Origin of the sequence: Ruegeria marisrubri, from assembly GCF_001507595.1 — a bacterium.
Taxonomy (GTDB): Bacteria; Pseudomonadota; Alphaproteobacteria; order Rhodobacterales; family Rhodobacteraceae; genus Ruegeria; species Ruegeria marisrubri.
Genome location: NZ_LQBQ01000002.1, coordinates 37,295 through 50,271, shown reverse-complemented (window position 1 = coordinate 50,271; position 12,977 = coordinate 37,295). Strand labels below are relative to the sequence as shown.

Genomic DNA, 12,977 nt, shown 5'->3' with positions numbered 1-12,977 from the left:
AAAGGATGTGCGTGAATGAGCCTTGATGCAACCGATCGAAAGATTCTTGCGGCCCTTCAGAAGAAAGGGCGGATGTCCAATGCCGAGCTCTCCGAGCAGGTCAACCTGTCTCCGTCCGCCTGCCACCGGCGGGTGCAGCGGCTCGAGGCCGAGGGATACATCCGCGACTATGTCGCCCTGCTCAATGCACGCAAGATGGGGGTGCCGACCACGGTCTTTGTCGAGATCACCCTGCAGGGGCAGGCCGAAGAGGTTCTGGACGCCTTCGAAAAGGCGGTGGCGCGGATCCCGGATGTTCTGGAATGCCACCTGATGGCGGGCACGGCGGATTACATCCTCAAGGTCGTGGCCGAAAACACCGAGGACTTTGCGCGCATTCACAAGCAATACCTGTCGCGCCTGCCCGGCGTGGCCCAGATGCAGAGTTCGTTTGCCCTGCGGACGGTATTCAAGACGACGGCCCTTCCTGTCTGAAGCAGCCGACCGGCTGAAAATATGCCGGGTTCAGACCTTGTATCTGCCGGGGGAGAGGTTCAGATTTGTCAATGAGGATTGAAGGTTTCGACTGGCTGAACGACAGGCATTTGCGCCCATGCTCTTCGCCGGAACACCATTGAAGACAAGGAAAAGACATTGGCCGAAGAAAAGAATGACGCCCCCATGGACTGGCTGGAAGCCGAGCTGCAGGACACGTTGGACGAGGATTTCGAGATCGAGTTCAACGAACCGATGCTGTCGATGGAGATCCGCAAGATCTACCAGGAACAGCATCCTGACATGCTCGACCGCAAGGTCTATTTCCGCAACCTGCTGAGGCTGCAGGCCGAGCTGATCAAGGTGCAGGACTGGGTTCAGCATACCGGCGCCAAGATCTGCATCCTGTTCGAAGGCCGCGATGCCGCCGGGAAAGGGGGCGTGATCAAGCGGATCACCCAGCGGCTGAACCCGCGTGTCGCCCGGGTGGTGGCCTTGCCGGCGCCCAGCCGGCGGGAGCAGAGCCAATGGTATTTCCAGCGCTACGTGCCGCACCTGCCCGCGGCGGGCGAGATCGTGTTCTTCGACCGCTCGTGGTACAACCGCGCCGGGGTCGAGCGGGTCATGGGGTTCGCCACCGAGGACCAGGTGGAGCAGTTCTTTCAGGACGTTCCCGAATTCGAGCGGATGCTGGTGCGGTCCGGCATCATCCTGCTGAAATACTGGTTTTCGATCACGGACGAAGAGCAGCAGCTGCGGTTCCTCATGCGCATCCATGACCCGATGAAGCAATGGAAACTGTCGCCGATGGACCTGGAGTCGCGGATCCGTTGGGAGGATTACACCAAGGCCAAGGAGGACATGCTGTTCCGCACCAACATCCCCGAGGCGCCCTGGTACATCGTCGAGGGCAACGACAAGAAGCGCGAACGGCTGAACTGCATCGAGCACATCCTGACCAAGATCCCGTATGAAGAAGTGCCGCAGGAAAAGGTCACGCTGCCGGATCGGAAATACAATCCCGATTACGAACGCCGTGTTCTGCCGGACGAGTTGTACGTGCCCAAGATTTACTGACCCTTCCTGCCTTTGACGTTTCGGCTGGTGCGGAACTCGCCGAAACGCCTGAGCGGAGTCAAAATAGGTTGATTGGTGACGGCTGGTGACGCACCGTTCGTGCGTCGGTCTATCCGGCTAATGTTTTTCGCAATTCATAGGAGAGAGCTTTATGGGTTTTCTTGAGCAATTCGCCAGAAGGTTTGCCGCCACAGCGGTGCTTTCGGTGGCAGCATTTGGTGCCACTTCAGCTTTGGCAGCAGACCAGCCCAACTTTCTGATCATCTGGGGCGACGATATCGGCTATTGGAATGTCAGCGCCTACAATCAGGGCATGATGGGGTATGAGACCCCGAACATCGACCGCATCGCCAAAGAGGGGATGCTCTTCACCCACGGTTATGGCGAACAGAGCTGCACCGCTGGCCGCGCTTCTTTCGTCACCGGGCAAAGCGGTTTCCGGACCGGTCTGCTCAAGGTCGGGCTGCCGGGCGCCAAGGAGGGGATGAGCGAAAAGGACCCCACCATCGCCGAATACATGAAGTCCAAGGGCTACATGACGGGCCAATACGGCAAGAACCACCTGGGCGATCGGGATGAGCATCTGCCGACCAATCACGGTTTCGACGAGTTTTTCGGCAACCTCTACCACCTGAACGCCGAGGAAGAGCCGGAAAACGTGGACTATCCCAAGGACCCGGCCTTCCGCGAGAATTTCGGGCCGCGTGGCGTGATCAAGTCCAGTGCGGATGGCAGCATCGAAGATACCGGCCCGCTGACCCGCAAACGGATGGAGACCATCGACGAGGAGGTGACCGCCGGTGCGCTCGACTTCATGGATCGGGCTGTCGAACAGGATAAGCCGTTCTTTTTGTGGTACAATACGACGCGCATGCACATCTTTACCCACCTCAAGGAAGAGAGCCAGGGCGTGACGGGTCTGGGCGTCTATCCCGACGGGATGGTCGAGCATGACAAGATGGTTGGCCAGATGCTGGACAAGCTCGAAGAGCTTGGCATCGCCGACAACACGGTGGTGATGTATTCGACCGACAACGGGGCCGAGGTGTTCTCGTGGCCCGATGGTGGCACCACACCGTTCCGCGGTGAAAAGAATGACAACTGGGATGGCGGTTTCCGCGTTCCGATGATGATCAAATGGCCGGGCGTGATCGAGCCGGGCCGGGTGTCGAACCAGATCATCAGCCACCTCGACTGGTTCCCGACCTTCATGTCGGCGCTGGGTGACCCGGATATGAAGGAACGGATGCTGACCGAGGCGCCCTTTGGCGAGGGCAACGAGCCTGTCCACCTCGATGGTTACGACTTCATGCCCTATTTCCGGGGTGAAACGGACAAGGGGCCACGGCGCGAGTTCTTCTATTTCTCTGACGGGGGGGATCTGATGAACCTGCGCTATGACCAGTGGAAAGTCGTTTTTGCAGAACAGCGCGCGCATGGGTTCGACGTCTGGCAAGAGCCGCTGACACCATTGCGTCTGCCGAAAGTGTTCAACCTGTATTCCGATCCGTTTGAACGCGCCGATCATGAATCCATCGGCTATTCGCAATGGCGGTTGGAGCGCGCCTATCTGCTGGTGCCCGCGCAGGCCTTCGTGGCGCAGTTCCTTGAAACCTTCAAGGACTTCCCGCCGCGCCAGAAACCGGCGAGCTTCTCAATCGACCAGGTGCTGTCGACCTTGCAGTCGGGCGGGACCGGCAGCAACTGACCAGCCAGAAATGGCAATCACCAAGGGCGGCCTTTCCGGGGCCGCCTTTTTTTGGGGTTCAAGGATCGGACGCGTCGTGGAAGCCCGATGGCTCGGAGCTTTTTCGGCCTGGGTTGTTCGCCAGCGACCTTTCTGTCGCTGAAGCGCAAGACCGTATTTTCGGTTGGGGCAGCTTGTCCTGAGATCGAAAAGCGGGAATCTCCATGGCAGCGACCGACCAGTTCACAGCGCCGATCTCTGTTGCAGGCTACGCCTCGCATCCTGTTGCCGGAATACTCTGGCTTTTGCTGGCGACGACGCTGTTTCCCATTCAGGACGTCATCATCAAAAGCCTCAGCGGCGAGTTTGCCGTGCACCAGATCATATTCTGGCGGGGCATCTTTGCCCTGCCTCTGGTCGCGGCGATCGCATGGTTCGAAGGGTCGCTCTGGCCGCTCAAGCTCGGCTCCATCCCGTTGCAGTTGCTGCGGGCGGCATCCATGTTCGGCTTTTTCCTGGGCTATTACATGGCGCTGGCGACGATCGGCATGGCCGAGACGGCGGCGATCACCTTTTCGACGCCGATCTTCGTCACGATGATGGCGCCGCTGTTTCTCAGCGAACGGGTGGGACTCTATCGCTGGGGCGCCGTGGCGACCGGCCTGATCGGCGTTCTGGTCATCGTGCAGCCGGGCGCGGCCGTGTTCGAACCGGCGGCGATTCTGGCGCTGCTGGCGGCGATCAGCTATGCGATCTCGATCATCTGCACCCGGCGTCTGGGCAACCGCAGCAACGGCGGCATGATGACCTTGTTCGCCGTGATCTTCTTCATCGTCATGGGCGGCGCGCTGGGCCTGGCCTTTTCCGGGGTCGAGGCCGGGTCGCCGCATCCCAGCATCGCCTTTCTCTACCGCGACTGGGCGACGCCGACGACGCGGGACTGGCTGTTGCTGCTGGCGCTCGGGGGAATTTCCGGGCTCGGCTTCTTCGCTCTCAGCCAGGCCTACCGGCTGGCCGAGGCAAGCGTCGTGACGCCCTTCGAATACACCTATCTGCCCTGGTCGGTCCTGTGGGGATACGTGGTGTTCGGTGCGCTGCCGGGCGTGGCGACATGGATCGGCCTGACCCTGATCGTTGGCGCGGGCCTGATGATCGTGTTCCGCGAAAGCCTGCGGAACGGTCGCGCCGGCCGGGGCAAAAGATCCAGCCTGCTGCGCCAACGCTAGTCCGGAAACGACAAACCCCCGGGCAGGGCCGCGGGGGTCGTCAAATAGTGTCATCCAAAGCTGGAGGAGGTTTGCTCAGAGCAGACCTTCACGCTGGGCTTTCTTGCGTGCCAGTTTACGGGCACGGCGGATCGCTTCAGCTTTCTCACGCGCTTTTTTCTCGGACGGCTTCTCGAAATGCTGCTTGAGCTTCATTTCGCGGAAAACGCCTTCGCGCTGCAGCTTTTTCTTCAGGGCACGGAGCGCCTGATCGACATTGTTGTCGCGAACACTAACCTGCATGTGGTTGTCACCACCTTTCTAAGTTGAGTTGCAAGGAAATTTGCAGGAATTGGCCATATAGCAAAGCCCGGCAAACTTGTCTAGTAGTGGGACCGAAATCAGGAGGCCTGCGATGACGACGTCCCATGAAGATGCAAAAGAGCGGTTGCTGGACGCGGCGCTCGTCCATGTTCCGTTCGACGGCTGGTCGGAAACCTGCTTTCGCGCGGCCATCGCGGATACCGGGCTGGACGAGACGCTGGCGCGCGCGGTCTGCCCGCGCGGGGCGGTCGATCTGGCGCTTGCGTTTCATCGCCGGGGCGATGCCGCGATGCTCGAGCGGCTGAAGGCCGAGGATCTGAGCGACATGAAATTCCGCGACAGGATCGCGGCGGCGGTGCGGTTCCGGCTGGAGGCGGTGGAGGACAAAGAGGTCGTTCGGCGCGGCGTCACCCTGTTTTCGCTGCCGACCCATGCGGCCGACGGCGCCAAAGCCATCTGGGGCACCTGTGACCTGATCTGGACCGCGTTGGGCGATACCTCGCAGGACGTGAACTGGTACACAAAACGGGCCACGCTGGCTGCGGTCTATTCCTCGACGATTCTCTATTGGCTGGGTGACGACTCGCCCGATCATCAGGCGACCTGGGAGTTCCTGGACCGCCGGATCGAGGACGTCATGCAATTCGAGAAGTTCAAGGCGCAGGTCAGGGACAATCCGCTGCTCAAGCCTTTGCTGGCAGTGCCGAACTGGCTGGCCGAGCAGATCCACGCTCCGACGGACGCGGTCAAAGATCTGCCCGGTTCGCTATCCCCCCGGAAATAGGCGCGGAACGGTCGCTTGCGGCTATGCCTTGAGGGTTCCGCCTGCTAGGCATTGCGCAAAGGAGATTTGCCGATGACCCAGATGATGAGAGCCGTCGAGATCACGCGCCCGGGTGGGCCGGATGTTCTGCAGCTGACCGAACGCCCGATCCCCGCGCCCGCCAACGGGCAGGTGGTCCTGAAGGTGGCCTATGCGGGCGTGAACCGTCCGGACGCCCTGCAACGCGCCGGTGCCTATGATCCGCCGCCGGGCGCAAGCGATCTGCCCGGTCTGGAAGCCTCGGGCGAGGTGGTGGCCGTGGGCCCCGGTGTCGAGGGGCTGGCGATCGGCGACAGGGTCTGCGCGCTTCTGCCCGGCGGCGGTTATGCCGAATACGTGGCGACGCCGGCCGCGCATTGTCTGCCGGTTCCGGCGGGCATGGGCATGAAAGAGGCCGCCTGCCTGCCCGAAACCTTTTTCACCGTCTGGTCCAATGTCTTCACCCGCGGCGGGCTGAAGGCGGGCGAGCGGTTTCTGGTTCATGGCGGATCCAGCGGGATCGGAACAACGGCGATCCAACTGGCCCATGCCTTTGGTGCGCGGGTGTTCGCAACGGCCGGGTCTCAGGAGAAATGCGACGCCTGTGTCCGTCTGGGGGCCGAAAAGGCGATCAACTACCGGGAAGAGGACTTCGTCAAGGTGATGCAGGCCGAAGGCGGCGCGAACCTGATCCTCGACATGGTGGGCGGCGACTATATCCCGCGCAACGTCAAGGCGCTGGCCAATGATGGCAGGTTGGTTCAGATCGCTTTCCTGCAGGGGCCGGTGGTCGAGTTGAACTTTGCGCTGATGATGGTCAAGCGGCTGACGCTGACCGGCAGCACCCTGCGCCCGCAAAGCGATCTGGCCAAGGCGCAGATCGCGCAGGACCTGCGCGAGGCCGTCTGGCCGCTGCTCGAGGCCGGAAAGGTCGCACCCGTGATGGACAGCGAATTCGATCTGGCCGACGCCGCCGCCGCCCATGCGCGCATGGAAAGCTCGGGCCATATCGGCAAGATCGTTCTGAAAGTCTCGGGCTGAGGCAAAAAGCGACGCGCGCGGGTTATACGTTCCCGCGCGCGTTTCGTGCCGTCAGGCAACCGCCCGGCGATACAGATGCCAGGTCGCGTGACCGAGAATGGGCATGACAAAGATCAGCCCCAGCAGCAGCGGGATCGAGCCCAAAGCGAGCAATCCGGCAACGATGAAGCCCCAGGCCAGAATGACGCCCGGATTCTGCCGGAACACCTGAACCGAGGTCACCACCGCCACCGGAACGCCGACCTTCCGGTCGAGCAACAGCGGGAAGCTGACCACGCTGATCGCCAGCGTCACAAGCGCAAAGACGAAGCCCACGAGCGATCCCAGCAGGATCATGCTCCAGCCTGCGCTGGTGGTGAACACATCCGTGATGAAGGCACCAAACGAGGCTGGCGGTTCCGGGCCCAGCGTGAAGGCGTAAATGCTGTGTGCGCTTGCCAACCACACCAGGAATATCATCACAAGGTAGAAGCCCAGCACCAGGATCGCCCCAAAGGACGGAGACCGGAACACGCCGAACGCATCCAGCCAGTGCACCTCTTCTCCTCTTTCCCGCCTTCGGCTGACCTCGTAAAGGCCGAGCGCCGCGACAGGTCCCAGCAGGGCAAACCCCATGACCAGAGGGGCGAGCAGAGGAACCAAATCCATGTGGAAGCCGAAGCCGATCAGGATCAGACCGGCAATCGGATAGATAACCGCCACGAAAACGGCGTCTGCGCGGGCCGCCAGAAAGTCTTGGTATCCGGCCCGCAGGCAGGCCCGCAGATCCTGCATCGTCAGGGTTTGCACCATCGGCAGATGCTTGGTGTCGATACTGCCGATCTGGCCGACACTTTCAGTTACATGGTCGCTGGCTGCCCCGAGGTTGCGGGCGAACCAACTGACCGGGTTTCCAATTGTTTTCGCCATGATCATCCCTTTCCTTGGCGATATCGCGCGCCCCGGGAGGTTTCCGGCATCGGGGTTGCCCTTGGCCGGAACAGCCGGCAACGCCATGCGGCAATGATAGCACATCAATCGGCCGCTCCGAATCACCTCTGCGAGATCGAAATGATTGCCTGACGAAGCGGCCATGTTAGCTTGGTAGAAAATCTGGGGAGGACGTCATGCACGATACCGCACGCACAGTTGTGATTCATGAATTCGGCGGACCGGAAGTGTTGAGGTTCGAGGACCGGCCGCTGGGTGAGCCGGGCCCGGGCGAGGTCCGCATCCGGCATCATGCGTGCGGGCTGAACTTCATCGACGTCTATCACCGCACGGGCCTCTACCCGCTGCAACTGCCGCACGCGCTGGGAATGGAGGCCGCAGGCGTGATCGAGGCGGTGGGCGAGGGGGTCACGCACCTGGAACCCGGCCAGAGGGCGGCCTATGCCGCCGACCCGCCCGGCGCGTATTGCGAGGCGCGGGTGATGCCCGCTGCCCAGGTCTGCCCGCTGCCCGACGGGATTTCGTTCGAAACCGCGGCGGCGATGATGCTCAAGGGGATGACCGTCGAATACCTGTTCCACCGGACGACGCCGCTCAAGCGGGGTGATACGGTCTTGTTTCACGCCGCGGCCGGTGGTGTCGGCCTGATCGCCTGCCAATGGGCCAAATCCGAGGGGATCAAGCTGATCGGGACCGCCGGGACGGATGAAAAATGCCGGCTGGCGCATTTCAATGGAGCCACCCACTGCATCAACTACCGGACCGAGAATTTCGTCGAGCGGGTGCGGGAACTGACCGATGGCAAAGGCGTGGACGCGGTGATGGATTCCATCGGTGCAGACACGTTCGAGGGGTCGCTCGACTGCCTCAAGCCCCTGGGCATGATGATCTCGTTCGGCAATGCGTCGGGGCCTGTTCCCCCGTTCAACCTTGGGATCCTCGCGCAGAAGGGGTCGCTCAAGATCACCCGGCCAACCCTGTTCACGCATATCGCAAATCACACCGTCTGCCAGGCCATGGCGCGTCGGTTGTTCGGAAAGGTCGAGGGCGGCGAAGTCAAGATTCACATCGACCAGCGGTTTCATTTGGAGAACGTGGCCGATGCGCACCGCGCGCTCGAGGCCCGGCAGACGACAGGAAGCACCATTCTGGAACTTTGATGAATTGGCCCGGCCGATGGTGCCGGGCCTTGGTCGCTGCGCTGAAGGGCAGGGTCAGAAGCGATAGGCCGCCCGGAACTGGAATGTGGTCGCGTCCACATCCACCCCGGATGAGTTGAAATTGTTAAACTCGTGATAGAGCAGTTCGCCCGCGACGCTGACATTGGGGGCCACGACCTGCTCGTATCCCGCGCCGATGAACCAGCCGTCATCGCTGCCCAGCGTGTCCGTGCTTGCTTCGGCATAGCCCGCAACGCCGTAGAACAGGCCCTGCGGATTGACCTTGTAACCGGCCCGCGCTTTCAGGCGCCATACGTCTTCGACGGTCGCGGCACCGGACAGGCCGATATCGGTCCAGTCATAGTCAAAACCGCCGCCGATGACCCAGTCACCCAGATCGTAGTCGTAACCAAGGATGATACCACCGATCACGCCATCTCCGTCGATACCGGAAACATTCGTGCCGATATCCGCGTAACCGATCTGGCCACCGGCATAGAAACCCGTCCAGTTGCCAGAGGATTGCGCTATCGCCGAGCCGGCGGCAAGTGCAGCGACAGTTGTGAAAAGAGCCAAAGTCCGTTTCATCGTCCTAACCTTTCGTTCGAAATGCCGTGGCAGAAGGCCTGCCAGCGGGCCTGCACCTACCTCTACGCATCAGTCGAGCGATCGGATCATCGAAAGCCACGTATTCCGACCCGAAAATTCGCAAGGCAGTGCCCTTGCGCGCCCCTTCGGAGGGGGCTTTTGATGTCACAAAGCCCCAAGCCGATACAGGAAAATCGCGACCGGCAGCGGTCTGGCAGATCGGGAAACATTGGAAAGACCTCGGTGCTCTGGCCAGTTCCGGCAGATGCCAGTTCCGCGTTTTTTGGGGGAGCAAACAGAAAGAACCGGCGCGAGACGCGCCGGTTCGGGAGGGCACCTGCCGCAGGGAGGAGCTGTGCTGGCAGGTGTAGGTGTCGTCAGCCGAACACGCGGCCCAAGGCGCCGTCCACGGCGTCGGTGATCTGGTCGATATCGTCTGCCGTTGCGATCAGGGCCGGCGAGAAGCACAGCGTGTTGTTCTTGCCCGGCACCGAGCGGTTGGTGACGCCGATGATCACGCCCTGCGCCATGCAGTCGGCCACGACCGCTTGGGCTAGCTTCTCGTCCACGGGCTCCTTGGTCGCACGATCCGCCACCAGTTCGGCACCCAGGAACAGTCCCTTGCCGCGCACGTCACCGATGACCTTGTGCTTTTCCATCAGCGCCTGCAGGTTGCCCATCATGCGATCCCCCATCGCGGCACAATTGGCCAGCAGGTTCTCGTCCTCGATGATGCGCATGTTCTCGATCGCCGCGGCCGGCCCGGCGGTGCAGCCGCCAAAGGTCGAGATGTCGCGGAAATAGTTCAGCGGATCGTCGGCATTGTCCTTGAACATGTTGAACACCTCTTCGGTGGTCACCATGCAGGCAATCGCCGCATAGCCCGAGGCCACGCCCTTGGCCATGGTCACGAAATCGGGCTTGATGCCGTATTGCTGATAGCCGAACCAGGTGCCGGTGCGGCCCACGCCGCAGACGACCTCGTCGATATGCAGCAGGATGTCGTACTTCTTGCAGATCTCCTGCACGCGCTGCCAATAGCCCTCGGGCGCCTCGATCACGCCGCCGCCGGCGGTCACCGGTTCAAGGCACAGCGCGCCCACCGTGTCGGGGCCTTCGCGCAGGATCACGGCTTCGATCTGATCGGCGGCCCATTCGCCGAAATTCTCCTCGGGCGCACCGTCCAGCTCGTGCTTGCGGTATTCCATGCAGTGCGGCACGCGCACGAAATCGGGGGCGAAGGGGCCGTACTGCGCGTTGCGCTCATCCTGACCGCCCGCCGACATCGCCGCCAGGGTCGAGCCGTGATAGTCGCGGTCGCGATACAGGATCTTGGTCTTCTTGCCGCCATAGCGCTTGTGCGCGATCTGGCGGACCATCTTGAAGGCCTTCTCGTTCGCCTCACTCCCCGAGTTGGTGTAGTAGACCCGGCTCATGCCCGGCATCTTCTCGATCAGTTTCTCGGCAAAGATCGCGCCGGGGATCGAGCCCGCCGACTGGGCGAAATAGCACAGTTTCATCAGCTGGTCATAGACGGCCTTGCAGATGGATTCGCGGCCATAGCCCACGTTCACCGTCCAAACACCGCCCGAGACGGCATCCAGGTGCTCCTTGCCCTTCTGGTCCCAGACGCGCATGCCCTTGCCTTCGACGATGATGCGCGGGTCGTTGGTTTCAAAGGGCTTGTGCTGGATCAGGTGATGCCAGATATGCGCGCGATCGGCTTCGACGATGCGGCTGAGATCGTTTTCGTTGAACGTGCCGTCCATGACATGTCCTTTCAGAGAGTGACGAGGCGCTAGAAACGGGATAGCTCCCGCCCAAGCGGTTTGAATTCCTATGATCAGATCACAGCGAAAGGCCCAGATTAGATAGGGCCAGATCGCCGCATCGCGTATCGCCAGTCCTGCCCGGGTCGGTATTTTTACGGGTTTGTCAGGGGCAATCCTTTGTGCTCAAACTCATGCTCGAAGACGAGGGAGGAATGGCAGATGACGACGCCAAACATATACGAGCGCGATCTGGATAAAAACCGTGCAAACTTCGCGGCCTTGACGCCGCTGAGCTACATCGAGCGGACCGCCTCGGTTTACCCGGACTATCCGTCGGTGGTCTATGGCGACAGGCGCTATACGTGGTCGGACACCTATGCGCGCTGCCGCAGGCTGGCCAGTGCCTTGGCGCAGCGTGGAATCGGGCGCGGGGACACGGTGTCGGTCATCGCTGCCAACATCCCCGAGATGTACGAGGCCCATTTCGGCGTTCCCATGACGGGCGCGGTCCTGAACGCGATCAACACACGGCTGGATGCCCCGATCATCGCCTTCATCCTAAACCATGCCGAATCCAAGGTGCTGCTGGTCGATCCCGAGTTTTCGGAGGTTGTGAAACAGGCGCTGGAACAGGTGGATCACGACATTCTGGTGATCGACATCGAGGACCCGAGTTTCGGCGGTGGCGAGAAACTGGGCGCGCTGACCTATGACGATCTGCTGGCCGAGGGCGACCCGGAATTCGACTGGTCGCTGCCGCAGGACGAGTGGGACGCCATCACCCTGAACTATACCTCGGGCACCACGGGCAACCCCAAGGGCGTGGTCTATCACCACCGCGGCGCGGCGCTGAACGCCACCTCGAACATCCTGACATGGGGGATGCCGCAGCATTCGGTCTATCTGTGGACGTTGCCGATGTTCCACTGCAACGGCTGGTGTTTCCCCTGGACCATGGCCGCCAATGCGGGAACCTCGGTCTGCCTGCGCGCGGTGCGGGACGAACCGATCTACAAGGCGTTCCGGGACGAGAAGGTCACCCATTTCTGCGGCGCGCCGATCGTGCTGAACATGCTGGCCAATGCGCCCGGTCACCTCAAGGACTTCGATCACGAGATCAAGGTGATGACAGCCGGTGCCCCGCCGCCCGCCGCCGTGATCGAAAAGATGGAGGCGATGGGTATCGACGTCACTCACGTTTACGGCCTGACTGAAACCTACGGGCCTTCGGTCGTGTGCGCCTGGAAGGAGGAATGGAACGACAAACCCGCCGAGGAACGCGCCGCGCTCAAGGTGCGGCAGGGAGTGAAATACGTGGCGCTGTCCGGGTTGATGGTGGCCGACCCCGAGACGATGGAGCCGGTCCCGGCCGATGGCGAGACCATGGGCGAGATCTTCATGCAGGGCAACATCGTGATGAAGGGTTACCTCAAGAACCCCGAGGCCACGCAAAAGGCGTTTCGCGGCGGCTGGTTCGCCTCGGGCGATCTGGGGGTCATGCATCCCGACGGCTATATCGCGCTCAAGGACCGGTCCAAGGACATCATCATATCGGGGGGCGAGAACATCTCGTCGGTCGAGGTCGAGGATATCCTCTACAAGCATCCCGCCGTGATGGAGGCCGCCGTGGTCGCCAAGCCGGACGAGAAATGGGGCGAGACGCCTTGCGCCTTCGTCGAGTTGAAACCCGGCACCGAGGCGACCGAAGCCGAGCTGATCGCGTTCTGCCGGGACAACATGGCCCATTTCAAGGCGCCCAAGACCGTGGTGTTCGGCGCCCTGCCCAAGACCTCCACCGGCAAAATCCAGAAATTCATTCTGCGCGACCGGGCCCGCGCCCTGTGACCACCCGGATGGCCAAAAAGAAAGCCGCCACAAGGCGGCTTTCCGCTTTCCGGCCGGGGTCGAACTGAACGG

General features: G+C 61.7%; 12 protein-coding genes. 8 read left to right on the top strand and 4 right to left on the bottom strand.

Annotated elements, in window-relative coordinates; translation table 11 throughout:
- Positions 1-15: 15 nt before the first annotated feature.
- From AVO45_RS04560 to AVO45_RS04545, 4 genes are all read left to right on the top strand, one after another.
- Positions 16-474 carry an Lrp/AsnC family transcriptional regulator gene (locus AVO45_RS04560; protein WP_068344759.1) on the top strand — a complete coding sequence of 153 codons (459 nt, stop codon included), beginning with the start codon at positions 16-18 and terminating at the stop codon, positions 472-474.
- A gap of 186 nt (positions 475-660) precedes the next feature.
- The gene (gene ppk2, locus AVO45_RS04555) at positions 661-1,551 is read left to right on the top strand and encodes a polyphosphate kinase 2 (protein ID WP_068344841.1); all 891 of its coding nucleotides are present in this window, start codon (positions 661-663) and stop codon (positions 1,549-1,551) included.
- A gap of 151 nt (positions 1,552-1,702) precedes the next feature.
- On the top strand, positions 1,703-3,259 hold the full coding sequence (locus AVO45_RS04550; protein ID WP_068344758.1) for an arylsulfatase: 1,557 nt from the start codon (positions 1,703-1,705) through the stop codon (positions 3,257-3,259).
- 203 nt (positions 3,260-3,462) lie between these two features.
- Positions 3,463-4,464, top strand: coding sequence for a DMT family transporter (locus tag AVO45_RS04545; protein ID WP_068344757.1), 1,002 nt, complete (start codon positions 3,463-3,465; stop codon positions 4,462-4,464).
- A gap of 75 nt (positions 4,465-4,539) precedes the next feature.
- Here AVO45_RS04545 and rpsU read toward each other — a convergent pair whose 3' ends face one another.
- Complete coding sequence (rpsU, locus tag AVO45_RS04540; RefSeq protein ID WP_005614280.1) at positions 4,540-4,746, bottom strand: 30S ribosomal protein S21; 207 nt, start codon at positions 4,744-4,746, stop codon at positions 4,540-4,542.
- Between the two features lie 112 nt (positions 4,747-4,858).
- Between rpsU and AVO45_RS04535 the strand changes: the two genes are divergently transcribed.
- Together AVO45_RS04535 and AVO45_RS04530 are read left to right on the top strand one after the other, a co-directional pair.
- On the top strand, positions 4,859-5,551 hold the full coding sequence (locus AVO45_RS04535) for a COQ9 family protein (protein ID WP_068344756.1): 693 nt from the start codon (positions 4,859-4,861) through the stop codon (positions 5,549-5,551).
- Between the two features lie 72 nt (positions 5,552-5,623).
- Positions 5,624-6,610, top strand: coding sequence for an NAD(P)H-quinone oxidoreductase (locus tag AVO45_RS04530; RefSeq protein WP_068344755.1), 987 nt, complete (start codon positions 5,624-5,626; stop codon positions 6,608-6,610).
- Between the two features lie 51 nt (positions 6,611-6,661).
- Here the strand turns inward: AVO45_RS04530 and AVO45_RS04525 are convergent, their stop codons facing one another.
- Positions 6,662-7,519 carry a DUF2189 domain-containing protein gene (locus AVO45_RS04525; protein WP_068344840.1) on the bottom strand — a complete coding sequence of 286 codons (858 nt, stop codon included), beginning with the start codon at positions 7,517-7,519 and terminating at the stop codon, positions 6,662-6,664.
- 197 nt (positions 7,520-7,716) lie between these two features.
- Between AVO45_RS04525 and AVO45_RS04520 the strand changes: the two genes are divergently transcribed.
- Positions 7,717-8,700 carry a quinone oxidoreductase family protein gene (locus AVO45_RS04520; protein ID WP_068344754.1) on the top strand — a complete coding sequence of 328 codons (984 nt, stop codon included), beginning with the start codon at positions 7,717-7,719 and terminating at the stop codon, positions 8,698-8,700.
- A gap of 54 nt (positions 8,701-8,754) precedes the next feature.
- Here the strand turns inward: AVO45_RS04520 and AVO45_RS04515 are convergent, their stop codons facing one another.
- A complete protein-coding gene (locus AVO45_RS04515; protein WP_068344753.1) occupies positions 8,755-9,288 on the bottom strand; it encodes an outer membrane protein in 534 nt (177 codons plus the stop codon).
- Between the two features lie 377 nt (positions 9,289-9,665).
- Positions 9,666-11,057 (bottom strand): aminotransferase family protein, encoded by a 1,392-nt coding sequence (locus tag AVO45_RS04510; RefSeq protein WP_068344752.1) that lies wholly within the window; start codon positions 11,055-11,057, stop codon positions 9,666-9,668.
- A 222-nt stretch (positions 11,058-11,279) separates the two neighbouring features.
- On the opposite strand from AVO45_RS04510, the gene AVO45_RS04505 reads away from it, so the two are divergent.
- Positions 11,280-12,905 (top strand): acyl-CoA synthetase, encoded by a 1,626-nt coding sequence (locus tag AVO45_RS04505; RefSeq protein ID WP_068344751.1) that lies wholly within the window; start codon positions 11,280-11,282, stop codon positions 12,903-12,905.
- Positions 12,906-12,977: the final 72 nt, after the last annotated feature.